The organism is Enterococcus sp. AZ048 (assembly GCF_051715125.1).
GTDB classification, from domain to species: Bacteria; Bacillota; Bacilli; order Lactobacillales; family Enterococcaceae; genus Enterococcus_A; species Enterococcus_A gilvus.
In genome coordinates, this window is record NZ_JBIOTD010000002.1 from 197,623 (window position 1) to 224,412 (window position 26,790).

A 26,790-nucleotide genomic window follows, 5' to 3' on the forward strand; every position below is an offset into this window, starting at 1 on the left:
ATAAATAGTAATGGAATTATCCGAAAAAAATAAAATAAAAACAGGAGTTATTTTATGAGAAAGTCATTTAAGTTGCGTTTGTTTAGTGCATCCTTGTCTCTATTAAGTGTTGTCGCGTTTGGGTCAACTGGAATCATGACTGTCAAGGCCGCAGATGAAGCGGCATCAACAACTAGCAGTTCTATTCTGAATTCTGAAAGTACGACAGAAGCAACACAAGATAGTGGAAACAAGGAGCCTCTCTCCAATTCTTCAGAAGACAAGGAAACCGTCGTTGAAGCACAGGATTCAGAAGAAAAGAAAGCGTTAGAAGCTGGTTTTACTAAAGAGCAGTATGATCAAATAATGAGTATTCCTGACGTAGAAGAGGCTGCTCAGCCGCGGATGAGCCGTTCAATGGGGCAGCAAAATTCGATTGTCTCCAGCGCCAGAGCGCAAATCGGAAAACCCTATGCATGGGGGGCAGCCGGGCCTAATGCTTTTGACTGCGGAGGGTTAGTGAAGTATGTCTATAAGCAGGCAACGAATACGGATCTTCCAATGGGGACGACCAATCAGGAAAAATACGGAACAGAGGCAAGTTTGGGTTCTTTACAGACAGGGGATTTGCTTTTTTACGGAAACCGCGGCGCTACTTACCACGTCGGAATCTATGTTGGAAATAATCAAATGATTCATTCACCTCAGCCTGGGCAAACAGTGAAGGCCGTGGATATTACTTATTTTTACCCGAATTTTGCTCGAAGAATCGTCAACTCTAACGGCACAGATCCAAATGTTGCACCAACAACTGATGGACAAGCGGCCAATGAGCGTTATATTTTTAGAATGTATAACAAAAATGACGGACAACACCATTACACTCAAATCATGAGTGAAGCGAATAACCTGATCAAGGTAGGTTGGAATTATGAAGGCGTTGGGTGGGTATCGCCAACATCGGGGACATCGGTATATAGAATGTACAATCCAAATAACGGCAGACACCACTACACACCGTATGTGTATGAACGGGACAACTTGGTCAAAGCAGGCTGGAAATCGGAAGGTGTTTCATGGTATTCAGGAGGAAGCGTTCCGGTGTATCGATTATACAATCCTCATGCGGCGCCAAGGGAAGACAGTCACCACTACACACCGCTGGCATCTGAGCGGGATAGCTTAGTCAAGGTGGGCTGGCGATCGGAGGGTACCGCCTGGTATGCGGCACGAACACTGAAATAAATAGATAAACACTTGCCGCGAATGATGTTGCAAGTGTTTTTTATGAGAGTAAAACATTTCTACACGTAGGATCGAAAAGCAATCGTTTAAGATGATTTGGTCCAACGGAAATAAAGTTCTTTTATACTATAGAAAAGAATATGTGTGAAAGCGGGGAATCACTGTTTGTCTAAAAGAGCCCATCAATTAAAAAGTATATTAGATCAACTAGACACCGGACTGTATAAGCTTTGGCGGCAGTTAAAAGCACTGACAATAAATCAGAAAAGGCTCGTCCTCGGTGCGGGGATCATTTGCAGTATCGGACTACTCATTTTTATTAATACACACACAGCGAATAATGCAGTCTGGCTGAAAGGTGCGTGGCTTGGGGAGCATGAGCAATATACTTTTAAAACAAACAATAAAAATTGTCGTTCTTGGACGATTACCTGCAATGATCGAATAGTATTAAAAAATGCGCAAATCGCCACGAACTCTTCTAAAAAGAACATCGTGTTGGCGAGCAGTGGAGAGGATCAAGAGTATCATTTGATCCGATCGGATAGCAAACATATTACAATGCAGCTTTTCGATCATCAAAAAAAGAGGAAAGAATTCACGTTGACCAAGGATGAATAAAAAAACAGCAACACCTTTTTGTTAAGAAAGAGGTGTTGCTGTTTTTTTGTCTGGTTAAAAATCATTTATTTATCTTTATTTCCAAAATCATATCCCGTTGTCTATAAAAACAGGATGTTATTTTCTTGCCTGAATACGCTCAAAATGCACATAACAGATATGATACTTCTGATCAGAAAGAATAACAAAAATATGCTAATCTTTAGAGGTTTGGGCAACAGCGATTTATGGGTGGTACGCGAAGTTTTTTATCTACAAAAATAGATGATTACTATAAAAGTGTTTAAACAGGGGAATTCACCTGCTTTTTTTTGTGGAAAAAGGTTCGTGAAATGTGATGCAAACTCATGTTGCACAAAACATGCATATTATTGGATAACAAAGTTTGTGGAAATGAAAACGTTTTTAAAGTAATTTGAGAGTGTAAGGGTGATGAAGATGAACTTAGAAGATAGAAATAACCAAATATTAATGGAACTAATCAATAATCCGCGAATTACCAGTAAAGTTATATATGAAAGGTTCGATCTATCGAGAAGTCAGTTAAATTACGCTTTAAAAAAAATCAATGATTTTCTGGAAGATGGAAAGCTGCCCCAGATCAAGCGAACAAAGAATGGTCATTTTTTAGTTCCTCAGGCAGTGGTATCCATGTTTGGAGGGGGGAAAGAGAAGGAGCACGAAAAAACAGGTCGTTACATTTTTTCAGGTCAAGAGAGGATCTGGGTCATTGAATTGATGATTTTGGCGAAAGAGGAATACCTTTCCCTGGATCATTTTATCGTGGAACTAGAGGTGAGTCGAAATACGATTTTACGAGATTTGAAGAGAATCAATGAAAAAGTAAAAAAAGACCATCTTGAGTTGAAATACAACCGGCAAACGGGGTATTACTTTCACGGCGATGAATGGAACAAGCGGGATCTCTTGTCTCGAGTTTTGATGAATGTAGCGGAGATTTACGACGGCGTGAATTGCATCATTCAATTTTCAAAAATCGATACGACGCTGGTGGAAGTTTTCAAACGCCGTATCAGTCTAGTAGAAGAAAAACTGAACATTCAATTTACGGATGATCGATTAAAGGTATTGCCCCTCTTGATTATTTTAATCATTCGCAGAGCAAAACGAGGGAAACAAATTATCTACAATTTCAAGATCAATGATTTTGAATTGGCGGATACAAAAGAATTTTTAGCTGCGGAACACATTATTTGGGATGTGGAGGAGATAAGCAGAAATGAACGCGTCTATCTCGCGTTGTTGCTGCTTACGACGAATTTATCTCAGGCCAACATCTTATCTGTGAGCGAGATGGACAACTTAAAAGAAGCGTTGCTTGATGTCTTGAACAATTTCGAAAAAGTTTCGGGTCTTACGGTTGATCGAAAAGAAATCTTGCTGGAACGGCTGCTGATTCATATGAGACCGGCATATTACCGCATTAAATATCATTTAAATCTACAAACACGCTTTTATCAAGAAAACAAGGACGCTGATTTATTCTCATTGTTCTATTTAGTAAAAGAATCCAGTGAGCCGTTAATCCAGTTTTTCGGAGAACCCATTCCAGACCCGGAGCTCTTCCTGATCTCCTTGTTTATTGGGAGTCATATCGTGGAGAGTACGGAGATCATTCGGGATGAGAACCGAAAGCGGGCGATCATTGTTTGTCCCAATGGCATTTCGATTTCTTTATTGCTAAGAAATACGTTGCAGAATTTACTGCCGGAAATCGAGTTTGTTGAGCTAGTCTCCGAACGAACATTTTACCGTGAAGAATACGACGTGGACTTTATCTTCTCAGCAATCCCTCTAGAGACTGAAAAATCTGTTTTTGTTGTGAATAATTTCTTGACGGACGAGGAAAAAAGGCAGTTGCGCGCACGGGTTTTACGTTCAGTGACGCTCTCTCAAAATACATTAGTCAACCCTGAGAAAATCATGTCTTTGATCAAAAAGTACACGGTAATCTCCGATGAAGAGAATTTGTATCATGAATTGTTGACTTTGTTTACACCGAAAGGCTTTGAGGTGGTGGAGAAAAAAAGGCTGCACTTGGTCGATGCGTTGAATGAAGACACGATCCAAGTGTTCGATGAGGAAATCGCTTGGCTTGATCTTTTAGACAAACTAGCAAAACCGCTAAATGATCAACAGGTCATCAGCAAAAATTTTGTGAAGGTATTAAAAGAAGAAATGCCTGTATTGCCACAATACACGGTACTGCGGAATACGATCGGACTGCCTCATACCATGAGTGAAGCTGGGGCATTGGGGGTAGGGCTCAGTATGGGAATCGTCAAAAAAGGGATCGTGACTGAGGATGGATCGAGGATACACACGGTGATCTTACTTGCTTCGAATGACAAAGACAAACACGTGGATCTGATTTTTGAATTAATGAATTTGGCGGGCTCAGAGCAATTAAAAAAAATAGAAACAGCAGAATCAATCAATGAAATAAAGCAGCGATTAGTAGATTTTAGTGAAAAATATTGGAGGAACTAGGGAATGGAGAATAATGAGAAACTAAGTTTTTATGTAAAAACTCCTTTGATTTTTGTTCAAGAGTCTTTTTCAACAAGTGATGAGATTTTTAAACACGTTTATGAAAAGGCTTTAGAAATGGGGTGGGTCAGACAAGACTTCCTTGAGCGAATAGAGCAGCGGGAAGCGACATTTCCAACAGGACTCCAACTGGAGACTTTCGGAGCGGCTATCCCCCATACGGATGCGGAATGTATACTGACGGAATTTGTGGCGGTGGTGACCAACAAACAGCCAGTCACATTCACCAGTATGGAGGACATCAATCAAAAAGTCCCTGCCGATATCGTGTTCATCTTGGGGTTGAATCAACCTCATGCGCAACTAGAGATGCTGCAATCATTAATGAAATTATTACAAGATAACACGATTTTAGAGGAAGTTCTATCAGCATCAAATTCGGAACAATTGCTTCATGCAATCAAAAAAAACGAGAAATAAAAGGGGAAGATTATTATGAGAAAAGTTAAAGTATTGGTCGCTTGCGGCGCAGGAATCGCCACTTCAACAGTGGTCATGAAACGAATTGAAGATTTAATGAAAGACAACGATATCGACGCGGATGTTCAACAAATCAAAATCGCCGAGGCAGTTTCTAAGCAGGAAGGCGCCGACATGTTGATCTCAACCACTATTCTACCAACGCAATATAAAATTCCGGCGATCACAGCGTTGGGTTACATCAGTGGTGTAGGTGCCGATAAGCTGGATGAAAAAATTCTCGAGATGGTCCGTTCTGTCGGAGAATAACTTACGTTAAAAATAGTGGCCGCTATTTGTAATAACTATTATAGGAGGAATTATTTGAATGAAAGCTATTAATGATGTTGTACAGTACATCCTGAATTTAGGACCTACTGTCATGCTGCCCATTATGATCCTAATCATCGCACTTATTTTTAGAGTTCCATTTGGGAAAGCATTAAGATCTGGGTTAACGATAGGAATTGGTTTTGTCGGTATCAATTTGGTTATTGGACTGTTATCAGATAACTTGGGACCAGCCGCTCAAGCAATGGTCGAACGCTTTGGGTTCCACTTAACAGTAATCGATACAGGCTGGCCTTCTGCTGCCTCTGCGGCGTGGGCGTCACCAGTATCTGCTGTGCTGATCCCTATCTGTTTGGTTGTAAACGTTATCTTATTGCTTCTTAAAGTAACAAAAACACTAGATATCGATTTATGGAACTATTGGCATTTCATCGCTGCTGGTGCAACAGGATACATCGTAACGAATGGAAATTGGTGGTTTGCTATCCTATGTGCCGTGTTATATGAAGTTGCTTGTTTGATCATTGCAGATAAGACGGCGCCATTAGTGGCTAAGTTTTATGGCTTAGAAGGAGTGAGCTTGCCGACAGGTTCTACCGCTGCGTTTGGTTTGATTGGGATTCCGATCGGTATTGTGATCAGTAAAATACCTGGAATCAACAAATTGCAAGCAGATCCCGATTCGATCCAAAAACGGTTTGGCATTTTTGGTGAACCAATGATGATGGGGATCATTATCGGTGCGGCGATTGCTGCATTGGGCGGCTATGACATCGGCGGTATTTTAAAAATGGGAATCAATATGGGCGCAGTGATGTTCTTGATGCCACGGATGGTAAAAATTCTGATGGAAGGCTTGATCCCTATTTCGGAATCTGTCCGAGACTTCTTACAAGAGCATTATGGAGACAGAGAAATCTATCTTGGGCTAGACGCGGCAGTGACTACTGGACATCCAGCCAACTTGGCAACAGGATTGCTCTTAGTACCGATCACGTTGTTTATCGCTGTTATTTTACCTGGGAATAAGGTTCTGCCATTTGGGGACTTGGCAACAATCCCATTTTATGTGTCATTGATCGTTGCACATCGTAAAGGAAACATTATCCAATCTGTGTTGACAGGAACGGTTGTTATTGCTTTGGCATTGTTCATGGCAACGAACTTTGCGCCAGTCCATACTGAAATGATGCGCGGCGTGTATGAATTCCCTAAAGGAGCGACGCAAGTATCGACACTTGATATGGGTGGGAACTTCTTGAACTGGGTTATTTTAAAATTCTCTCAATTAGTTTCTGGAATCCTTTAATTTTTATAGTTTGTACGAATTAAGGGACTCTAAAAGAGTTCCTTAATTTTTTGAAAGGAAGGACATTTGTATGAAAGCTGCGTTGTTAAAAGGATTAAATCAATTTGAAATCGAAGAAATCAAAAAGCCAGTACCGTTGGATCATGAGGTCTTGGTAAAGGTAAAGGCCGCTGGAATCTGCGGATCAGACATCCATAAAATGCAAAATGAGTGGAAATATGGCTTGCCGATGGTTATGGGACATGAATTTGCAGGCGTGATCGAAGCCGTAGGGTCTGGGGTAAAACAAGTCTCCATAGGGGATCGTGTAGCTATTGCTCCTTTAATCCCTTGCCATGAATGTACCTATTGTAAATCAGGGAAGTATCAATTATGTGAACATTACACCATGATCGGTTCGCATCATTATGGCGGGTTTGAAGAATACGTAGCTGTTCCTGAAGAGAATGTCATCAATATTGGAGAAATCCTTTCGTTCGAGGAAGCAGCGATGATCGAACCGCTGGCAGTGGCGGCCCATGGCGTGATGGGGCTGGAGCCAAAAATTGGGGATACCGTAGCAGTATTCGGGCTAGGAACGATTGGAATATTGACTGTTCAATGGCTCCGTTTAACGGGAGTTAAAAAAATCATCGGGATTGATATCGATCCGAATAAGCTTGCCGAAGCGAAGAAATATGGCGTTACCGATACTATCAATTCTTTGGAAGAACCGTTGGAAGAACGGATCGCTGAATGGACAGATGAGATGGGTGTCGATATTGCGATCGAATGTGCCGGTTCTAAAATTACAGAAGAACAGTGTTTGTTGATTACCAAAAAAGGCGGAAAAATCGGCTATCAGGGAATCGCCTATTCAGATGTGCTGCTGCATCAACGGGCCTTTGAAAACATTTTTAGACGGGAATATACGATACAAGGATTTTGGAATTCTTATTCCGCCCCATTTCCTGGGAAAGAATGGCTACATTCGGCAACCTTTATCGAACAAGGAAAAATTCAATTAAAGGACTTGATCTCACATCGCTTTGAGCTGGAAGACATTCAAAAAGCTTTTGACCTCACAGTGAACCGTGAAGAATCCTACAATAAAGTAATGATTTTTCCTGAAAGCAGAGAGGAGGAAACAAAATGATGAAGGGCGTCTCAAAACAAGCACCCGGTTATGACCAAATGGCATTTATCGACGTGCCAGTACCTGAAGCGACAGCGGACAAGGTACTCATTAAAGTCGCGTACACTGGAATTTGCGGGTCGGATATCCATACGTTTAAAGGGGAATACAAAAATCCCACCACGCCCGTTGTATTGGGCCATGAATTTTCTGGAGAGGTCGTTGCAGTCGGCGAGCAGGTGACCAAGGTCAACGTGGGCGATCGTGTCACCAGCGAAACGACGTTTTATGTCTGCAACGAATGCGACTACTGCAAAGAAAAACAATACAATCTTTGTCCTCACCGCAAAGGCATCGGCACCCAGCAAAACGGCTCGATGGCGAATTATGTTTTGGCTCGGGAAGAAAGCATCCATGTTTTACCGGATCACTTGAGCTACGAAGGTGCGGCGATGAGTGAACCGTTGGCGTGCTGTGTGCATGCGATGTACCAAAAGAGCCAGCTAGAATTGAAGGACACGATCATTATTATGGGGCCTGGACCTATTGGTCTGTTCCTATTACAAATCGCCAAAGAAATTGGCGCATTCGTCATCATGACGGGGATCACCAAAGATGCCCATCGCCTAGAATTGGCGAAAAAATTGGGCGCGGATGTGATCGTGGATACGATGAAAGAAGACCTGGCTACTATCGTCATGGACCTAACAAATGGCTACGGTGTCGACAAAGTCTACGATGCCTCTGGAGCGGTGCCGGCAGTCAATGCCAGCTTGCCGTTGATTCGCAAACAAGGAGAATTCATCCAAGTGGGCTTGTTCGCCAATAAAATGGTGGAGCTGGATACCGAATCGATCATTCAGCGAGAGATCGAATACATCGGCAGCCGTTCGCAAAATCCGTACGATTGGCCGATCGCGATCCATCTGCTTGCCAAAGGCGCCATCAACATCGACGAGATGATCACGAAGAAATTCCCACTGACCGAATGGCGTGACGCCTTCGACAAGGTCATGGAGGGCAACGAGATCAAAGTGATGATCGAGTCCAATCCGGGAGAATTTTAGAACGAGATTTCAAGGAGGACAGTATGGAAAATTGGTTGCATTTGGACGATAAGGTCATGATAGTCACAGGCGGTTCTTCAGGGATCGGGAAAAGTATCGTAAATTCTTTGTTAGAAAAAAATGCACGAGTGATCAATTTTGATCTCAAGACTACCGATTCCTTTGATAATGAAAACTATTTCTTCTATAAAGTAGATGTATCTAAAAAAACTGAAGTGGAGGATCAGGTCGCTAAAGTTTATCGCACGTTTGGAAAAATCGACGGTCTTGTGAACAACGCGGGAATCGCTTTGCCCGGAATGTTAGTGAATCCAGATGGGTCAGGAAACTATGAGCTAACGGAGGAATTGTTTGATCGAACGATTGCCGTCAATCAAAAGAGTGTCTTTTTATTAAGTCAAGCAGCGGCACGTGTCATGATCCCTCAGCGATCAGGAGTCATCGTGAACCTGTCTACTGAAAGCGCCAGAGAAGGGTCCATTGGTCAAGGCTTTTATGTAGGGACCAAAGGGGCGATCAATAGTATGACGTGTACGTGGGCAAAGGAATTAGGTCCATACAATATTCGTGTGTTGGGCGTGGCCCCCGGAATCATGGAAGAAACAGATCTGCGCTCAGAGAGTTACGAAGAAACACTCGCATTCATTCGTGGGATAACTGTCGAAGAATTAAGACAGGGCTATGAGCAGGCAGCAGCTATTCCAATGGGCAGAGCAGGAAGACTTAGCGAAGTTGCGGATGTCGTTGCATTTTATTTATCGGATCATGCAAGCTACTTAAGTGGTATCATCACAAATGTGGCTGGCGGAAAATCAAGAGGGTGAGGGTGGAAAATGGAGTACATGTTGGATACCGTTTGCTTAGAAAGTATTGAAAAATATCTGGATATCGTCCCTATAAAGGGAGTGACCTCAACACCAAGTATCATAAAGAGAGAGGGGAAAATTGACTTTTTCTCTCATATGAAAAGAACATTAGATGTGATTGGCGGTGATCGCACCTTGCATATGCAGGTGGTAGCAAAGGACACTGTGGGAATGATGGAGGATGCTAAAAAGATTTGGCGCATTATCGGGGAGGACGTTTTTGTTAAAATCCCTGCATCTAAAGCTGGGTTGAGTGTATTGACACGCTTGAAAAAAGACAATGCTGAATGTCGGATCACGACCTCAGCGGTGTATACAAAATTACACGCATTTATGGCGTTGGAGGCGGGAGCCGATTATGTCGCTATTTATACCAATCGTTCTGAAGCGCTCGGAATCGATCCGTTTGAGACGATTCATTCTGCGAAGAGGTATGCGACAAGCCAATCCCTGCAAGGGAAAATAATGGCCTCTAGTATCAAAAGTACAACACAAATCATAGACGCGATAGAAGCAGGCGCGGATGCAGTCACATTTTCTCCGACGATTTTAGAAGAGTTTTTTCATTTTGCGGCGACAAAAAAAGCGATCGATGATTTCACCGATGATTGGATAAGCCTGTATCAAACAAAATCGATTTGACCTGATTTTTAAGGCGCTATTTCGAACATTCGAAATAGCGCCTTTTTGTCATGAGCGGGTATAAAAGAGGAGCTGCGTACTCCTCGCATCTTTATTCTCAACTAATTTAGAGCAGCTTGAATAAGGAGTGCGTGTGGAAAACAAGAAATCAAGTTCTTTCGATAATTGCAAATAAACGGGAATGTCTTTGCTGAAGGGATTCATGGGGCTTTTTCCCAAAATACTGTCGCTTATGAAGGCTCAAAAAAATGATTTTTCCTTCTTTCTATGGTAGTTTCAAAGAAAGAACCGTTAGTTTATAAGGAGGGGTTTGGATGCAAGCTGTGGTATGGTTTCGCCGCGATTTGAGAATACAAGACAATAAAGCGCTCTATCACGCATTTCAGGATTTATCAGAGGAAGATGAATTGGTGTTGCTGTTTCAAGTGAATCCAAAACAATTCCTAGAGGACAGCTCAAACCATGAAGCTTTTTTCGCTAGTGTGGCGCATTTTAAGAAAACGATCGACAAGAAAGCTCATTTGCACATCCAATATGGGGAACCATTGGACTTATTTAAGCGATTGAAGGAGACATTGCCAGAATGGCGAAGGATTTATTTTAATGAAGATACCTCTGGATATGGAGCGGAAAGAGACGAGCAGGCAAAGAAATTTTTCAAAGAAAACGGCATTGACTATTACCGTTTTCAAGATCATTACCTGCACGGTGCTAAAGAAATCAAAAACCAACAGGGAAATGCCTATAAGGTTTTTACACCCTATTACAATCAATGGAAGGAACGTGCCAAAGAGACACCCGTCAATGTTCGTTTCAAGGCAGATGCGGTCTATTCAAAAACGCTTTTTCAAGAGGATGAAAAGAAATTTGAAAAGCTGATCGGAAAATTAAAAAAACAAACTAAAGTTGGCGAAGAAGCAGCAAAACGGCAATTGAAGAAGTTTGTGACGGAATTTGTTTCAAATTACGAAAACGCGCGAGATATTCCGAGTTTGGATCAAACCAGCCATCTGTCACGTTATCTGCGAACAGGAGAACTAGGAATTCGCACGGTGTGGCAGGCATTACAAGAGGAGAAGCCTTCTCAAAGTCGAAAAACGTTTGAAAAAGAATTATGCTGGCGTGAATTTTATAACATGATCTATACAAATTCTCCCCGTCAAAAAAAGGAGCCCATTCAAGAACAATTTCGTTTTATCAAGTGGCAAAATAACAAGGAATTGTTTGAAAAATGGCAAACAGGAAAGACAGGCTTTCCAATCGTGGATGCCGCGATGCGCCAGTTGAATGAAACAGGCTGGATGCACAACCGTCTGCGAATGATCACAGCCTCCTTCTTGACTAAAGATTTATTGATCGATTGGCGTTGGGGAGAGAAGTACTTCCAGCAAAAGCTGATCGATTATGATCCTGCCAGCAACATCGGCGGTTGGCAGTGGGCGGCCTCCACAGGAACAGACGCGGTGCCGTATTTCCGAATTTTTAATCCAACAACACAATCGCAAAAATTTGATTCTAAAGGTGCGTTTATTCGAGAGTTTATCCCAGAGTTAAAAAATGTGCCGGATAAGCTGATCCATCAACCCGAAAAAATGACGAAAGAGGAACAGGAACAATATGGAGTTATTTTGGATAAGGACTATCCGAGTCCGTTGGTGAATCATAAAGAACGTCGGAAAAAAGCACTCTCCTTATACGAATCCAGTAAGGAGTACGCGCGAGAGGTAGAACAATACGAAGAGAGAGATTGAGAAAAGTCGTATTCAGTAACGGAAATGCCAAGATAATAGGATGAGTCTGCTCCTTGCTATCAGTTTTTTTAAGACTGATAGCAAGGGAGTGGATTTTTTGTTGTGGATTTGGAAATCAGAAGTGCAGGCTCGACTGCGAATCAAAATAAAAGTTAAAAAAAATTCAAGCATCTGAATTTTTTTGTGAATTTAAGGTTATTTATTATTATGTCAGTCGTTCTTTTATATTTTCCTTTTGATTATAGGAATAGTCATTTTATTCAGTTCAAATAACTAAATAGCAACAAGCCAGAGTTGTCTAAATTATAAGTACAATTGTTAAAACCTCCAATCATAAAGGGATTCAGACTGAAAGGAATACTTGATTAAAAAAATAAAATATTTTCATGCGAAGGAATTTGTGATATGATTAGCAAAAAATAAAAATAGTGCAATAAATGGATAGAGTTGTATTAAGTATATCTATTTGTTTTTTATAGTAAGGTGAGCGCATGAGAGAAGAAATTAAACAAGCCGACGTTATAGTTGTAAAGGTCGGAACAAGTTTGTTGGTGTCTCCAGAAACGGGAATCATCGAAACCGCCATTGAACAGTTATCTAATGTATTGACTGAGCTGATGGCGATGGGGAAAAAACCTATTTTGGTCTCTTCGGGTGCTGTGGGGATCGGTCTTACACAGTTGGGAAATGTTTCGAAGCAGACGGCTGCCGCTGTTGGACAAGGGATACTGACAGGCCTTTATGAGGAAGCCTTTAGAAATCAAGATCAGAAAATCGCGCAATTGCTGCTGGATCGGAAGGTCTTTGAAGGGGACGAAAGTCAACAGGCCTTTGCTCGAACGATAGAAGAGCTGCTGGCAGGACAAATTTTGCCTATTATTAATGAGAATGATGCAGTAACGATCGACGGGCCAGAGTATAAAACGAAATTTGAAGACAATGATGAATTGTCACTGCTTGTTGCAGAAGCTGTCCAAGCCGATTTGTTGGTTATGTTGACGGATGTGAATGGGTTATACGCAGAAAATCCTGCTGTTAATGAAGAGGCAAAAATGTTTCGTCATTTGTGCGAGATCGATGAACGATTTATCGCGGAAACAGACGAACTTCCGACTGGAAAGCTCAGTCGCGGAGGGATTCGCAGTAAATTAAAGACTGCAACAGGGGCTTTGGCCGCGAATATCTCAATGGTCTTAGCGAACGGGCAAAGTCCGTATGTCTTGTTTGATATATTGGCTGGACGAGAAGTCGGCACGCTATTCAAGAAATAGCGTGAGAAGTGTCTGGTGGAAAAAGGAAGCATAGAGAGAAATATCAGAAAATTGCAAAATTTGCGTTGACGCACTCTTTCTGATTTTTTCGAACGAATAATGGCTACATTCAGCTTCGGCTGGTTAATAGATAGAGGGAGGAAGAGTTTTACATGGAATTAGTTAAATTAATAGGTATTTTGATCGTTATTATTGGTTTTGCATTGAAATTGGACTCTATTTTAATTATTTTAGTCGCGGCAGTCGTGACGGCAATTACGGGTGGTCTGGGCGTGGACGGCTTGTTGAACACACTGGGAACCAGCTTTGTCTCGAACCGTTCGATGGCGATCTTTATTTTGATCATGTTGGTAACCGGTACATTAGAACGAAATGGCTTGAAAGAGTCAGCAGCCAAATTGATCGGGAAAATAAAAAATGCGTCGGCAGGGGCGGTTATTGGGGCATACGGTATCATGCGCTCGATCTTTGCGGCCTTCAACATCAGTTTCGGCGGCGTGGCGGGGTTTGTTCGTCCGATCATTATGCCAATGATGATCGGTTCCATCGAAGCAAAAGGACAAGAACCGGATGAAGAATACGTGGAAGAGCTGAAGGGAATGTCTTCAGGAATGGAGAATATCGCCTGGTTCTTCTGCCAAGTGTTATTTGTCGGCGGCCCGGGAGCGTTGCTGGTTCAAGCGACACTGAAAGATTTAGGGTACGAAACGAGCTTGCTTGATCTTGCAAAAGTAGAGATTCCAGTCGCGTTGTTTGCGGTTATCGTAGCGATCGTTTATTACTTCTTAAAGGATCGCAAGCTTTACAAAAAATACTACGGCAGCAAGAAATAGGGAGGAAAAAGGATGTCATTTTTTCTAAATCAAGACGTATTATTATCTGAAAAATTACTCGAGATCATCTATATGGTCATGGGCGCAGTAGCGATTTATACAGGAATCAAAAACGCCCGCGATAAAGACAATGCGACCCCCATCGGCACCGCAATTTTCTGGTGTGCGTTAGGGATCGTAATGATGTTCGGTCGCTGGATTCCACCGATGATCAACGGCGTGTTGGTGATCATCATGACCTTGCCGCCAATTTTCAAAAAGGTGAGCAAGGGCAAGGAAAGTGCACCAACAGAAGCAGTCACGAAGAAAATGGCTGATAAGATCGGCATGAAAATCTTCATTCCAGCGTTATCAATGGGGATCTTCGCCATTATTTTCGCGGTATTCACACAACTAGGTGCCTTAGTCGGCGTCGGTGTTGGGGTATTGGTCGCGATCGTTATTTTGATGGTGTATTCACGATCGTCTGCTTGTCATTGACAGAATGGTAGGCGCTGATCAACTCACCAATCTGTTGTTTGCAGTACCAATAATCAGATGGGCGCAATGATAGTTGTTTGTTCGTCATGATTTTCCTCGTTTCTTGTCTTTGAGGAAAAGAGCTTTCCATCAAAGAACGAATAATTAAATACAGGGTCGTCGTTCTTTGTGCGTACGATACAAGATGATTCTGTCATCAAGACCGCCTCCTAGCTTCTAAATAGTGTTGGGTGTTCGTCATGCATTATAGTAGGAAATGACTTCCTTCGCAAGAATTCACGAAGAACACTTTTGATAGAATAAAGCATTCCATACGTTTCTACAAGTCTTTTTACTCTCAACGAAACTTAGTTGATAAAGTAAACTAAATTGTGTATACTTCAACTAGTTGATAAAGTAAACTAGTTGAAGAGAATAGGAGGACGGGATGGATACGCAGGAAGTAAGGAAATTCAATCGTTATTACACGAGAATCTTAGGCGTCTTCGATCAAAAAGTCTTTGATCTGGATTATTCCATGATCGAAATGCGGATTTTGGGAGAGATCGGTCGTCATCCTAATGTCACGGCCAATGATCTGACGAAATGTCTAAATATTAAAAAGAGCTATTTGAGTCGGAAATTGAGTAAATTAGAACGAAACAGCTATATTTATAAAGAGAAGAGTTCTGAAGATAGCCGAAGCTTGCATCTTTTCCTCACGGAAGAGGGCACGGCGTTGAATCGTTATGTCGAAGCGCAGTCGGATCAAAAAATGCAGGAGCTGTTAGCACCTCTAAATAATGAGGAGCAGCAGCAATTGGTTCAGGCTATGAAAACGATCGAAAAAATTTTGTATCAAGTCGTTCCTAATGAGTTAGAAGAATAAAAAGGAGTTGTCCAACATGTCAGAAGTAAAAATCGTACCGTTTGAAGAAAAATACACAGAAGAGATCGTGGATCTGATCATTCCTATTCAGCGAGAAGAGTTTAACATCAAGCTTACCGTTGAGGATCAGCCAGATCTGTTAACGATCCAAGAAGAATATATCAATACGGGAGGCAACTTTTGGGTCGCGCTGTTTGATGATAAGGTGATCGGGACGATCGCGCTTGTGCGATTAGAAAATCACTGCGGAGCAATCAAAAAGATGTTTGTCACAAAAGATTTCCGAGGAGAAAAACAGATCGGTCGAAAATTATTGGATACTTTGGTGAACTGCTGTAAAGAACAAGGCTATGAGCGGCTTTATTTAGGGACGGTAGAGGTGTTGAAGGCGGCTCAAAAATTTTATAAAAAGAACGGCTTTGAGTTGATCGATAAAACAGAGATGCCAAAAGATTATCATTTGATGGATGTCGATACCGTTTTTTTCATGAGAAAATTAACTGAAAACTAATACTGCAAAGACCTAATCCCTTCGATTTGTTGATTGGGTCTTTGTTTTTATATGGAATTAAGTGATAAAAATATCGCAAAAGAAATATGTGCTATGAATCGTAACTCAGCTTCAAAAGCAACTAACGGTCTCTGATAATTAAAGCTACCTTTATATAGTAGAAAAAAGAATAGTTAGTCTCGGAATTCAATTGAAAAAGGGGAGTCTCTCTTATATTCCCTCCGAGAAACTGCTACACTTAAAAAAGCAGGACAGGGAGAGATGGAAAAAGGAGGAGCAGGAATGAGTGTACTGGCATCGTCCATTAGGGTAGGGAATCTTGAAATCAACAATCGATTGGTGTTACCGCCAATGGCCACAGCAAAATCTACCGAGAATGGAGAAGTGACAGATGCACTTTGCGCGTACTATGCTGAAAAAAGTGCAGGAGGGTCACTCGGATTGATCATCACGGAGCATAGCTTTGTCCATCCCCGCGGACAAGCGAGTGCCGGACAATTATCTATTGCGAAAGACAGTGATATTACGGGCTTGAAGAAAGTGACCACGGTCATTCATCAAAATCAGACAAAAGCATTCGCGCAAATCAGTCATGCAGGGGGATTAGCCAAACAGGCGATTATCGGAGCAGAACCCTTAAGCGCAAGTGCAACCGTGTTTCCTAAAGTCTCGCGGGCGGAAGGAATTCCGAAGCAAATGACAGTGAAGGAGATCCAACACGTAATCAGTGCATTTATTGCAGCAGCAGTAAGAGCAAAAGAAGCAGGTTTCGATGGCGTGGAGCTTCACTCGGCACAAGGCTACCTGCTAAATCAGTTTTATTCTCCATTGATCAACAAACGAAGAGATGCGTATCGCGGCGACCAGATTAGCGGTAGGATCAAGCTTCATTTAGAAATTATCCGCGGGATTCAAAAACAGGTCGGCATGGACTTTCCTATTGCTGTTCGATTGGGTGCGAGTGATTATTTACCTGGTGGAACTACGATTGAAGACAGTGTGATTGCCGCAAAGGCGTTTGAGGAAGCGGGTGTTTGCTTGATAGATGTTTCCGGCGGGTTTAGTTTTTATACGCACCCCCACACGAAAAAAGAAGGCTACTTTTGTGATCTATCAGAAGTCCTAAAGAAAAGTGTACACATTCCTGTTATACTTACTGGGGGCGTGGTGACGGCTTCCGCTGCAGAAGATCTTCTAGTGAGTAATAAAGCAGATATGATCGGCGTTGGGCGCGCGATATTGAAGGATTCAAATTGGGCGAGAGAAGCACTCGCGGCATTGGAGTAGTCACGATTGTTTTTTTATCTGAAAAGAAATGAGCATAGAAAGAAGCGTTTAAATGAAAGAGTACAGTGTGCGGTTAATCAAGTTGGTAGTTGGGTTGTTCTTATTTGCGTTGGGGTCCTTTTTGACCATTCAGGCCAATATCGGGCTGGCATCTTGGGAGGCCTTCAGTATTGGGATTGCTAATCTGACGAATCAAACCTATGGAAATATTCTGATCATCAGTGGGTTTGCTATTTTAGTCATCGATGTTGCATTAAAGGAAAAAATTGGGGTCGGTACGATTTTAAATACCATTTTGATCGGTACCTTTGCGGATATGATTCAAGCCACGGGGATCATCCCGCAAATGACTCATTTTTTACCGGGTGTCATGATGCTGCTGTTGGGGCAAATCGCCATTTGTGTAGGCAGTTATTTTTACATTGGTGCTTCCCTTGGCTGCGGCCCCAGAGATGCCTTGATGGTAGCTTTTGGAAAACGAATGCCCAATGTTCCCATCGGTCTCGTTCGAGGAATCATCGAAGGAACGGTCTTGATGATCGGCTGGCTATTAGGAGCGAAGGTCGGGATCGGGACTGTTATTTCAGTCTTCGGTATCGGCTTTATCCTGGAAACCACATTCAAGATTTTTCATTTTGACGTGACAAATGTCGCCCATGAGAGTGTTGTAGATACGGTGAAGGGACTGCATGGACAGGAATTTTAACTTAAATAAACGGTTTTCCGACACACTCAGCAGTGATTTGCTGAGTGTTTTTTTGTTCTCTTAATTTTTACAAAAAGTTATTTAAAGATTGTGAGAGAGAAAGAGAGAGTGTGAGGAGATAATTACTTTTGAGGGGTTTATAGTCATAAGAATCGATAATTGCGCTTTTTTTATTCAAAATCTCTATTTATTTTTTTATATACCGTTTGGTTGTAAGCAAATTATTGTTAAAAAAAAATAAAGTAAGTTATGCTTATTTATGAAAGCGAGGAAGAAAAGTGGTGCGACCATTTTTAAAAAATACGAGATAGTTATTTTATAATGATTGCCCAAGAACAATTCATATCAACTCTTTAAGGAGGCGCATTATGAATCGTGGAATAAAAGCAATCGGTATTCTTTTCTCTGTGTTGTTGATGTCAGTATTATTGATGGTAATCGCAATCAGTTCTCCCTATTTGACTCTTCCTTTCGGTATCCGACGAAACAATTTCTTAATGACAACGTTGTCCAACGATTATTTTCGTCAGTATCTCTTTTGGTTAGCTTTAGTATTCACTGTAGTAGTACTGATTTTTATCTTGTTCCTTATTTTTTATCCAAAGGGAAAACAGACGTTTGTTTTGAAAGAAAACAAAGGCCGCCTATCCTTTAGCAAACAAGCGATAGAAGGATTTGTCCGTTCCAAGATCGAAGGAGTTGGGTTCGTGGACTCACCGCAAGTCAAGGTTCGTGCAAACAAGAACAAGATCAAGGTCAAAGTAAAAGGCAATTTAAATCGAACGTCTGCCCACATCGGAAAAACAGGAACGTTGATGGAAGACATTCAAAAGGAATTGCAGGAAATTTTAGGTAGCCGTGAACAGGTCAAAGTAGATGTCGCTTATACATCATTTGAAGAACATCAGGCGACTGAAAATCAGTCACGCGTGAAATAGGAGGGAGCATATGAAAGATTTATTTAATAACTACAAACTCCCAATTATTTTTGGCGGATTGGGACTCATTTTAGCGATTCTGTTTGTATCCATTGGTTTTTTTAAAACGTTGGTGATTATTGTGCTAACAGGATTAGGTGTAGCGCTAGGCTATTACTTTGAACAAACGGGTCTACTTGATGAATTTATGTATAAAAGAAAGAACAAATGAAGCTATCTATGCTTTTCTAAGTGTACTTGGAAGGCATGAAAGATAAATATAGTTATATTATAGGAGGAATTGTACATGGTAGAAAATTTTGAAAAGAAAAATTTAAACGAGAAGGCAGGAGCTTCGACACCGACTCATTCAAATCCCACACATAACAATCATGAGTCTGATGAAGTCAAAGGGGAAGTTTCGTACGACGACAAAGTGATTCAAAAAATCATTGGTGTCGCAATCGAACAAATCGATGGCTTGTTAACAGTTGATGGCGGCTTTTTCTCAAACGTTGCGGGCAAATTAGTAAACACAGATAACGTGACTGCAGGTATCGAAACAGAAGTCGGCAAGAAGCAAGTAGCTGTGGATATGGACGTTGTGGTGGAATATGGAAAAGATATCACTGAAGTAGCCAACAAAATCAAACGAGTGGTTCGTGATGAAGTCGGCAAAATGACACATTTAGATGTTATTGAAGTGAATATCCACGTTGTTGATATCAAGACAAAAGAAGAGTTTGAACAAGATAGTGAAACAGTACAGGACAAAGTAACAAGTGCTGCTAAAACAACAGGCGAATTCGCCTCAGAACAAACAGAAAAAGCAAAAGACGCAGCAGGACGCGGAACAGAAAAAGCAAAAGAAAAAATCGATGAAAACCGCGAACCGCGTGTCGAGTAATAAATAAAAAATAGTCACTAAAAATAGGAGGAATTAATCATGGGTTTATTATGGTCATTAATTATTGGAGCAGTTATCGGAGCGATCGCCGGAGCAATTACAGGTAGAGGAAACAGCATGGGCTGGATCGCCAACATTATCGCAGGTTTAGTAGGTTCTGCTTTAGGACAAGCATTATTAGGTTCTTGGGGCCCTTCATTAGCCGGCATGGCTCTAGTCCCATCGATCATTGGTGCGGTCATTTTAGTACTGATCGTGTCATTCTTCTTAGGCAGATCAAAATAACGAATCGTTCTAATCAATAGAAAAAACTTTTTAAGTATTCGACTCCAGTCTCGTAATGAGAGTGGAGTTTTTTTCTTTGCTTTAAAAAAATACTCAAATCATTTATTTATTTTCATTAAATAGTTTTTTTTCGTTGGAATACCGCTAGTCAACGGACTAAGTATCTTTTATACTATGAATGAAAGCGGTTGAGTCGAGCGGCTTGCAAAACGTAGTGTTAGGGGGGAACTGATGACAATCAATTATGAAAAAATACAACAGAGCTATGGGAATTACCGAACGGCACGCGTGATTTGGATCACGACATTAAAGGAAGAACACCTTCTCAAATGTGATGTTCTCGATAAAGATGGAACGTTACTCTATCGCGTCATTGAACCGCCAGAAAGTGACAATTATGAACTTGCGGACGAAGGAAAATTAACAAAGGATCAAGTGCTGGAGATCGGAAGGCTCATGGAGACAAATAATCCTCTCTATGAATGGGATCAAGAGGATATGGAGGACACGATCCTGATGCTGGGGAGCTTTGGAAAAGAAATGTCGATACAACAATGGATGGCAAAGACCAGCTTTAAAAATCAAGAAACGATGCTGACCTATGTTGTTTATTCTGGTGAATCCCTTGAGGAAAGTCAGCCCTACATTGAGCATTTAGATAAGAAGTTAACAGAAGACGAGATTATCGAGCAACACCTGCTTCAAAAAATACAGCAAGACGAAGAAATCGGCAGCATGGAGGTGACCATTGCCAGATCAGGGATGGTCAGCAGTTACTTTCTTACATTTGAGACGGAACGTGGATAACAAAAGAGCCCGCTTATGCGCGCTCTTTTTTTGTCGATTTTTTTAAACGATAGTGAAATTCATTTTCATAATTGCAAGGTAATCTTGAAAGCGTTAACCTTTTTTCTCTATTGCAATCCTATAGGGATATTAAGGTGGTATGGTTTACCTGTACCAATCAGCTGATGGTCTTTGCTGGATTGTTTTTGCAAAAACAACCAGCTCAAGAATATGTTTTTTAAAATAGGAGGGAACATGTATGTTAGTCATTGCTTATATTGGTTTTGGCAATAGCGTTTGCCAATATCATTTACCCTATGTGGAAGCACGAAAAAAAAGAATGAAAGTTAAGTATATCTATCGACGCGAAGAAGATCGAATAGGAGATTTAGAGCGGGAGAAATGGTACCCTGCGATTCAATTTACTTCAACGATTGAAGAGGTAATGCAAGACCCAGAAGTGAACTTGATCGTTGTCAATACCCCCGATCAGTTTCACGTCGCCTATACTAAAATGGCTCTTGAGTGCGGAAAGAACGTTCTGACTGAAAAACCTTTTGCCATTACTAGCGATGAAGCAAAAGAAGTCTTTGCCTTAGCCAAAGAAAAAGGTCTTCTGGCAATGGCGAATCAAAATCGTCGTTTCGATGCCGATATGCGAACGGTTCGCAAAGTGATTGAGTCAGGTGTTTTAGGTGAATTGATTGAAGTAGAGTCTCATTATGATTACTATCGGCCAGGTATTGCTGAGCACAAAGGAATGGGCGTACTTTATGGCTTAGCCGTCCATCCTGTTGACCAGATCATCGGAGAATTTGGAATTCCTAAAAAACTTGTTTATGACGTGCGAAGTATCGATAATCCGGGAATTTCGGATGATTATTATGATATCGATTTTTTCTATCCAAATGGGCTGAAAGTAATTGTGAAAACAAGCTATTATGTAAAAATTAACTATCCTAGTTTCACGGTTCATGGAAAAAAAGGGAGCTTCCTAATGCCTTCACTGGGGCATAATTCTTCCAAGGAAAAACCCAATGGGCCTTATCCGTTGCCAACAGAGGAGTATCCAGAAGAGCTATGGGGAACTTTGTCTTACTTGGATGAAGAAGGACAAGAAGTCGATATGAAGGTCCCTGTAGAAAAAGGCGATTACGGACTCATCTATGATAACATTGCTGAAGTTTTGGCTGGAAAAGCCGAGAAAATCGTTAAGGATGAAGAAGTGGTAGCCGTCTTGGAAATTATCGAAGCAGCAATGAACGTTGCCAAGGAGGCAAAACTATGAAAGTAGGATTACTAGGAGCAGGAATGATTGTCCATGATCTGTTGAGCTTTGCTAATGATGTTAAAGGGATGGAGCTTGAAGCAATCTGCGCGACGCCTGCTGAAGAAACGGTTATTCAGAAGCTAGCTGAAGAGCACGGAATAAAAAAAAGCTACACTGATTTCGATGAGATGCTGGGAAATCCTGCTATTGACACAATCTATGTAGGCGTTCCAAATCATCTCCATTATATATTTACTAAAAAATCGCTAATGGCAAATAAAAATGTGATTTGTGAGAAGCCGTTTACATCAAATTATCTTGAAGCAGTCGAATTAGCCAATTTGGCGGAAGAACGCAATTTAATCACCTTGGAGGCTGTATCGACGCGCTTTTTACCCAATGTTTTGAAAATCAAAGAGTTATTACCAAGTTTAGGAGAGATCAAAATTGTTTCGGCCAATTATTCTCAGTATTCCTCAAGATACGATGGTTTCAAACAGGGAGTTATTCAGCCAGCATTTGATCCAGAGAAATCAGGCGGGGCCTTGATGGATTTAAATATCTACAATATCAATCTGATGGTGACCTTATTTGGCGCGACGAATAAAGTTAATTATCAAGCGAATATTCAAAGAGGTATTGATACTTCGGGCATTTTAAATATGGATTACGGTGATTTCAAAGCCGTTTGTATTGCAGCGAAGGATTGTAAAGCACCGATCGTCACCTCAATTCAAGGGGACAAGGGATGCATCGTGATTAGAGACTCTGCAAATGTGGTCGCTAAGTTTAAAGTGTTAATGAATGATTCGGCGACTGAGCAAGTTTTTGAGCTAAATCAAGATAAGCACAGAATGTATCATGAATTTATAGCTTTTTGTGACATTATCGATAATCGAAAGGTTTCAGTAGCGAGAGATTTAATGGAGATTACGCTGGAAACAATGAAAATTCAGACTCAAGCTAGGAAAACGGTCGATGTGGTTTTCCCAGCTGATGTCAGTATGAGCAACCGATAGTTTCTAGAATGTACTGTAGTTATACAGGGATTACTAGAAGTGAAAAATGTAATCCCTGAGATCAACTACTAAAATAGGAGGTTCTAAAAAATGGCTAAACAAAAGAAAAAGTTAATGGATCGAATTACGGATTTTACGACGAAAATTTCCGGACCGCTTGGTAAATTTGCAAACACTGATATCATTTCTTCCGTCGTTGCCGGCTTGGTTTCTGTTACTCCAATTATTATGATTGGTTCGATCTTTTTAATATTGTATGTATTGGGTTCTCCGGATGTAGGGACGAGCGGCAAACCATTGATTGCCTTTTTGGCACCGTTTGCTGGAAAATTTGCTTGGATGAATAGCTTAACGATGAACATGATGTCTTTGTACTGTTCGGTGGCGATTCCCTATCATTACGCTCAAAAGAAAAAAATGAACACCTTGACGTGTAGTTTGTTAGGGTTGGCAACATTTTTGATCTTTACCATCAATGGTTATGATGAGGCTGGGGGGATATCAGTTACTTCATTTAGTGCAAGTGGTTTATTCGTTTGTATCATAACGAGTATTATTGGTGTTCAAATTTTGAAATTCTTCTTGGATAGGAATATTACGATAAAGATGCCTGATTCTGTACCGCCGAATATCGGGAATGCCTTCGGAGCACTACTTCCTTTCGCAACAATTTTTTCACTGGCTTGGTTAGTTCGAACGATTATGAATTTTGACATGGTAGCTTGGTTAAATACGCTATTAGAGCCAATTATAACTTCATCTGATAGTGTTTGGATGGCGATGTTTGTGACCTTTGTCTGTCTGTTGCTTTGGAGTGTCGGACTTCACGGAGATAATATGTTTTTGGCTTTATTCACACCATTCGGTTTGATGTGGGTTGATCAAAATGCAAGCGCTTTATCTAATGGTGCATCAAATTATGATTTACCGAATGTATTAGCCGGATTAGGTAGCACTGGGCTTATTCGATTAACAGTTTGGACCGCCGCGGTTTGGCCGCTTCTTTTTCTAATGATTATTTCTAAAAGAAAACAATTTCGAACGATTGGTCTAACTGCTTTGGCACCTGGAATTTTCACGATTGTAGAACCAGTAATCTACGGTTTGCCGATTGCTCTTAATCCGTATTTAATGATTCCTTTCATCTTGAGTGGGACGATTTCTTCGGGAGTAGGGTATCTTTTGATGTCGACTAGCTTTTTTGGGAAATTTTATGCCGTTGTTCCTTGGGCAACGCCGCCATTTCTATTAGGGCCATTAGGAACAGGAGATGTTAAGACAGCGTTGATACCAATCATTTCCTTTGCAATCGGATTCGTAATCTATCTACCATTTTGGAAAGTTTATAATCAGAGTCTTGATATGGTAGAGCAGTAAGAGATCGAAGAAAATGCATTGATTGAATTCATTCAAACGAATGAAGCATAATCCAATCTTTTATGGAACAATCAAAGAAGGTAAATTTATCAGCAAGTCTAATTTCTCAGATAAGGATGCTATAATTAACGAAATTGGATTCGTTTACAGAGTATAGATATTGTTTTATACTACCGTTCTTCAAACGTTAAGTGTCGTTATCTTGGACCATCCTAAACTGAGGAGTGAGCAAATGATTATTCAACAACTGCAAAAGGGCACTGCATTTACACATCAGGAAAAAGCAATTGTTCAGTTTATTTTAGAAAATCAAGAATTCATTTTAGATAAAACAGCGAAAGAATTAGCGGTATTAACATTAACTAGTTCAGCGACAATTAATCGTTTGTGCAAGAAGCTGGGGTTTACAAGCTATCATGAGTTTCAATTGCAATATGTCAGTGAACATGCACAAAATAAGAAAAATGATCGCATAAAGCTTGATGTTACGGCTTCGAATATAGAATTGTCTTCAACAGTTGAGGGGCTATATCAAGAGACAGTCCGCCATACACAGCAAATGATCAAAAAGGACTCTTTGAATCGTATCATCAATCGTTTAGTTCATTCAAAAAGAATCGATTTTTATGCTAGCGATATGAATTATACACGTGCTCAAGGAATTTGTTTAAAGTTGAGCAGTTTAGGAATCAATACTCAAGTATTCAATACCTATAACGATTTTTATATTGGGACATTATCGGATAATGACAGTGTTGCAATCATTATAAGCCATACAGGAAAAAATCCTGTAATGGTCAATGCGGCGATGGAATTACGGCGAAAAAATATTTATACGATCGCTTTAACAGGGAATTTAGATCGAAAGTTAGATTTATTATGTAACGAAAGTCTCTATATTTATTCTGGAACGTATGAGTTAACCTCGCTGCAATATGGTGTTTCAGTTGATTATCTTTTGGATGTGATTTTCACTTGTCTGGTCGCCCGTAAACGAAAAGACCCCTTCGATTATGTTTAATAAATTAGGAAGACTTACTTAAGAAAGGAAAAAATAGAATGAAAACGATTATGTTAGTTTGTGCTGCTGGAATGAGTACCAGCTTGTTAGTCACAAAAATGGAAAAAGCTGCGGAGGCTCAAAGTTTGGAAACGAGGATTTTTGCACTATCCGCTTCAGAAGCTGATCCTGAAATTGAAAAGGGAGACATCGATGTGATTCTGTTAGGCCCGCAAGTCCGTTTCATGCTGAAGCAGTTTGAAGAAAAAGCCGCAGCAATCAATGTGCCAGTCGAAGTCATCAATATGCAGGATTATGGAATGATGAACGGTGAAAAAGTCTTTGCGACAGCCCTTAAATTGATTGAAGAAGGGGTATGATCGAGTGGATAACCAAAACTTAGAAGTGATTATGGGTTTGATCGTTCATGGCGGCAATGCTAAAAGTCATGCGATGGAAGCTATTCAATTGGCGAAAGCTCAACAATTTGACGAAGCAGATAAAAAGATTGTCTTAGCAAAAGAATCATTGGTAGAAGCGCATCATACTCAGACAGGGCTACTGACGGCTGAAGCCTCTGGAAGGAATACAGAAATTTCATTATTGATGGTCCATAGTAAAGACCATTTAATGACAGCTATTGCTTTTACTGATCTAGCGGAGGAGATCATTGCGATATATAAGAAGATTGCGCAAAATTAGTTTACAATTATGAAAATGAATTTTACTATCGTTTAAAAAAATCGACAAAAAAAGAGCCCGCTTATGCGCGCTCTTTTTTTGTCGAGTAGAGGGAGTTAGGTGGGCTCATTTATCTAACTATTATTACGAATCAGAAACAATTGCTAGCAACTCGTCTGTCACGCCTTCAATAGATTCTGGGATCGATCGCGGTTGGACTAACTAAAAAATCTGATTTCGTGAGGGGCAGCTCATCAATGATCAGCGCCTCCAACGCCTCGGCAGAAAGCGTAGTGTTCACTCTGTAGATTTTAGTGCCGTAATTCGTCCACTCTGCCTCGTAAAGCAAGCCGCCGACACCGCGAATATCGGGCTTGCCGTTATAAAAAAGAACCATGAAATCAAAAATATAGTGCCCTTCACGTGTAATCCTAAAATTCTTCTCGCTTCGATCTATTTTTCGTCCGACCTGTTCATATAAGGCGAGGGGTTCTCGCCCCCACACATCAGGTTCCTTTTCATCGATGTTATTACTGAGAGCTTTTTTCTTGAAAAACATAACGATTACTCCATTCTTAGAATAACTAATTGATGATGCCTTTTTTTAAATACTGTGTTTGGATATTATCAATTATACTGAAAAAAAAGCCTTCAGATAGTGAAATTCGTCTTTTTGA

General features: G+C 40.8%; 31 protein-coding genes. 29 read left to right on the plus strand and 2 right to left on the minus strand.

Going from position 1 to position 26,790, the window contains the following annotated elements:
• The first annotated feature begins 54 nt into the window (after positions 1-54).
• The 14 genes from IGI66_RS14800 to IGI66_RS14865 all read left to right on the plus strand — a co-directional run bounded on the left by IGI66_RS14800 (position 55) and on the right by IGI66_RS14865 (position 14,499).
• The gene (locus IGI66_RS14800) at positions 55-1,224 is read left to right on the plus strand and encodes an NlpC/P60 family protein (protein WP_438849408.1); all 1,170 of its coding nucleotides are present in this window, start codon (positions 55-57) and stop codon (positions 1,222-1,224) included.
• A gap of 165 nt (positions 1,225-1,389) precedes the next feature.
• The gene (locus tag IGI66_RS14805) at positions 1,390-1,845 is read left to right on the plus strand and encodes a hypothetical protein (protein WP_438849410.1); all 456 of its coding nucleotides are present in this window, start codon (positions 1,390-1,392) and stop codon (positions 1,843-1,845) included.
• Positions 1,846-2,277: 432 nt separating this feature from the next.
• Positions 2,278-4,356 carry a BglG family transcription antiterminator gene (locus tag IGI66_RS14810; protein WP_438849411.1) on the plus strand — a complete coding sequence of 693 codons (2,079 nt, stop codon included), beginning with the start codon at positions 2,278-2,280 and terminating at the stop codon, positions 4,354-4,356.
• A gap of 3 nt (positions 4,357-4,359) precedes the next feature.
• Complete coding sequence (locus tag IGI66_RS14815) at positions 4,360-4,836, plus strand: PTS sugar transporter subunit IIA (protein ID WP_010779101.1); 477 nt, start codon at positions 4,360-4,362, stop codon at positions 4,834-4,836.
• A 15-nt stretch (positions 4,837-4,851) separates the two neighbouring features.
• Positions 4,852-5,145, plus strand: a complete 294-nt coding sequence (locus tag IGI66_RS14820) for a PTS sugar transporter subunit IIB (protein ID WP_086305072.1) — start codon at positions 4,852-4,854, stop codon at positions 5,143-5,145.
• A gap of 58 nt (positions 5,146-5,203) precedes the next feature.
• Positions 5,204-6,475 carry a PTS galactitol transporter subunit IIC gene (locus IGI66_RS14825; protein WP_010779103.1) on the plus strand — a complete coding sequence of 424 codons (1,272 nt, stop codon included), beginning with the start codon at positions 5,204-5,206 and terminating at the stop codon, positions 6,473-6,475.
• A gap of 70 nt (positions 6,476-6,545) precedes the next feature.
• Entirely contained in the window at positions 6,546-7,610 is a 1,065-nt protein-coding gene (locus IGI66_RS14830; RefSeq protein WP_316405960.1) for a galactitol-1-phosphate 5-dehydrogenase, read from the plus strand.
• Positions 7,607-8,656 carry a zinc-binding dehydrogenase gene (locus IGI66_RS14835; RefSeq protein WP_438849413.1) on the plus strand — a complete coding sequence of 350 codons (1,050 nt, stop codon included), beginning with the start codon at positions 7,607-7,609 and terminating at the stop codon, positions 8,654-8,656. Before IGI66_RS14830 ends, IGI66_RS14835 begins: the two co-directional genes overlap by 4 nt.
• 23 nt (positions 8,657-8,679) lie before the next feature.
• A complete protein-coding gene (locus tag IGI66_RS14840; protein ID WP_438849414.1) occupies positions 8,680-9,480 on the plus strand; it encodes a sorbitol-6-phosphate dehydrogenase subunit in 801 nt (266 codons plus the stop codon).
• A gap of 9 nt (positions 9,481-9,489) precedes the next feature.
• On the plus strand, positions 9,490-10,164 hold the full coding sequence (locus IGI66_RS14845) for a fructose-6-phosphate aldolase (RefSeq protein WP_438849415.1): 675 nt from the start codon (positions 9,490-9,492) through the stop codon (positions 10,162-10,164).
• Positions 10,165-10,478: 314 nt separating this feature from the next.
• Positions 10,479-11,915: a cryptochrome/photolyase family protein gene (locus IGI66_RS14850; RefSeq protein WP_438849416.1), complete on the plus strand. Its 1,437-nt coding sequence runs from the start codon at positions 10,479-10,481 to the stop codon at positions 11,913-11,915.
• Between the two features lie 491 nt (positions 11,916-12,406).
• Positions 12,407-13,186 (plus strand): glutamate 5-kinase, encoded by a 780-nt coding sequence (gene proB, locus IGI66_RS14855; RefSeq protein WP_301517285.1) that lies wholly within the window; start codon positions 12,407-12,409, stop codon positions 13,184-13,186.
• Between the two features lie 152 nt (positions 13,187-13,338).
• The gene (locus IGI66_RS14860) at positions 13,339-14,019 is read left to right on the plus strand and encodes a 5-oxoproline transporter, DUF969 family subunit (RefSeq protein WP_086306440.1); all 681 of its coding nucleotides are present in this window, start codon (positions 13,339-13,341) and stop codon (positions 14,017-14,019) included.
• A 12-nt stretch (positions 14,020-14,031) separates the two neighbouring features.
• The gene (locus IGI66_RS14865; protein WP_438849417.1) at positions 14,032-14,499 is read left to right on the plus strand and encodes a 5-oxoproline transporter, DUF979 family subunit; all 468 of its coding nucleotides are present in this window, start codon (positions 14,032-14,034) and stop codon (positions 14,497-14,499) included.
• Here the strand turns inward: IGI66_RS14865 and IGI66_RS14870 are convergent.
• Positions 14,459-14,587, minus strand: coding sequence for a hypothetical protein (locus tag IGI66_RS14870; protein WP_438849418.1), 129 nt, complete (start codon positions 14,585-14,587; stop codon positions 14,459-14,461). The genes IGI66_RS14865 and IGI66_RS14870 overlap by 41 nt on opposite strands.
• Positions 14,588-14,926: 339 nt before the next feature.
• Between IGI66_RS14870 and IGI66_RS14875 the strand changes: the two genes are divergently transcribed.
• The 15 genes from IGI66_RS14875 (at position 14,927) to IGI66_RS14945 (ending at position 26,134) form a co-directional block, all read left to right on the plus strand.
• A complete protein-coding gene (locus IGI66_RS14875) occupies positions 14,927-15,367 on the plus strand; it encodes a MarR family winged helix-turn-helix transcriptional regulator (RefSeq protein WP_438849419.1) in 441 nt (146 codons plus the stop codon).
• Between the two features lie 16 nt (positions 15,368-15,383).
• Positions 15,384-15,878: a GNAT family N-acetyltransferase gene (locus IGI66_RS14880; protein WP_438849420.1), complete on the plus strand. Its 495-nt coding sequence runs from the start codon at positions 15,384-15,386 to the stop codon at positions 15,876-15,878.
• Between the two features lie 282 nt (positions 15,879-16,160).
• On the plus strand, positions 16,161-17,165 hold the full coding sequence (locus IGI66_RS14885; RefSeq protein ID WP_438849421.1) for an NADH:flavin oxidoreductase: 1,005 nt from the start codon (positions 16,161-16,163) through the stop codon (positions 17,163-17,165).
• A gap of 52 nt (positions 17,166-17,217) precedes the next feature.
• The gene (locus IGI66_RS14890; protein WP_438849422.1) at positions 17,218-17,871 is read left to right on the plus strand and encodes a YczE/YyaS/YitT family protein; all 654 of its coding nucleotides are present in this window, start codon (positions 17,218-17,220) and stop codon (positions 17,869-17,871) included.
• 368 nt (positions 17,872-18,239) lie between these two features.
• Positions 18,240-18,809: an alkaline shock response membrane anchor protein AmaP gene (amaP, locus tag IGI66_RS14895; protein WP_438849423.1), complete on the plus strand. Its 570-nt coding sequence runs from the start codon at positions 18,240-18,242 to the stop codon at positions 18,807-18,809.
• A gap of 10 nt (positions 18,810-18,819) precedes the next feature.
• The gene (locus tag IGI66_RS14900; RefSeq protein ID WP_010779119.1) at positions 18,820-19,020 is read left to right on the plus strand and encodes a DUF2273 domain-containing protein; all 201 of its coding nucleotides are present in this window, start codon (positions 18,820-18,822) and stop codon (positions 19,018-19,020) included.
• A 75-nt stretch (positions 19,021-19,095) separates the two neighbouring features.
• A complete protein-coding gene (locus IGI66_RS14905; protein WP_438849424.1) occupies positions 19,096-19,695 on the plus strand; it encodes an Asp23/Gls24 family envelope stress response protein in 600 nt (199 codons plus the stop codon).
• Positions 19,696-19,734: 39 nt separating this feature from the next.
• The gene (locus IGI66_RS14910) at positions 19,735-19,980 is read left to right on the plus strand and encodes a GlsB/YeaQ/YmgE family stress response membrane protein (protein ID WP_010779121.1); all 246 of its coding nucleotides are present in this window, start codon (positions 19,735-19,737) and stop codon (positions 19,978-19,980) included.
• Positions 19,981-20,211: 231 nt separating this feature from the next.
• Positions 20,212-20,787, plus strand: a complete 576-nt coding sequence (locus IGI66_RS14915; protein WP_086305064.1) for a hypothetical protein — start codon at positions 20,212-20,214, stop codon at positions 20,785-20,787.
• 238 nt (positions 20,788-21,025) lie between these two features.
• Positions 21,026-22,054, plus strand: coding sequence for a Gfo/Idh/MocA family oxidoreductase (locus IGI66_RS14920; RefSeq protein ID WP_367378723.1), 1,029 nt, complete (start codon positions 21,026-21,028; stop codon positions 22,052-22,054).
• The gene (locus IGI66_RS14925) at positions 22,051-23,055 is read left to right on the plus strand and encodes a Gfo/Idh/MocA family protein (RefSeq protein ID WP_367378724.1); all 1,005 of its coding nucleotides are present in this window, start codon (positions 22,051-22,053) and stop codon (positions 23,053-23,055) included. The genes IGI66_RS14920 and IGI66_RS14925 overlap by 4 nt, the downstream gene beginning before the upstream one ends.
• Before the next feature lie 90 nt (positions 23,056-23,145).
• Positions 23,146-24,432, plus strand: coding sequence for a PTS sugar transporter subunit IIC (locus tag IGI66_RS14930; protein WP_301516424.1), 1,287 nt, complete (start codon positions 23,146-23,148; stop codon positions 24,430-24,432).
• Positions 24,433-24,664: 232 nt separating this feature from the next.
• Positions 24,665-25,453 (plus strand): MurR/RpiR family transcriptional regulator, encoded by a 789-nt coding sequence (locus IGI66_RS14935; RefSeq protein ID WP_301516425.1) that lies wholly within the window; start codon positions 24,665-24,667, stop codon positions 25,451-25,453.
• A 38-nt stretch (positions 25,454-25,491) separates the two neighbouring features.
• Complete coding sequence (locus tag IGI66_RS14940; RefSeq protein ID WP_367378726.1) at positions 25,492-25,812, plus strand: PTS sugar transporter subunit IIB; 321 nt, start codon at positions 25,492-25,494, stop codon at positions 25,810-25,812.
• 31 nt (positions 25,813-25,843) lie between these two features.
• On the plus strand, positions 25,844-26,134 hold the full coding sequence (locus IGI66_RS14945) for a PTS lactose/cellobiose transporter subunit IIA (protein ID WP_438849888.1): 291 nt from the start codon (positions 25,844-25,846) through the stop codon (positions 26,132-26,134).
• Between the two features lie 166 nt (positions 26,135-26,300).
• On the opposite strand, the gene IGI66_RS14950 is transcribed toward IGI66_RS14945, so the two are convergent.
• Positions 26,301-26,672 (minus strand): hypothetical protein, encoded by a 372-nt coding sequence (locus tag IGI66_RS14950; protein ID WP_438849427.1) that lies wholly within the window; start codon positions 26,670-26,672, stop codon positions 26,301-26,303.
• Between the last annotated feature and the right edge of the window lie 118 nt (positions 26,673-26,790).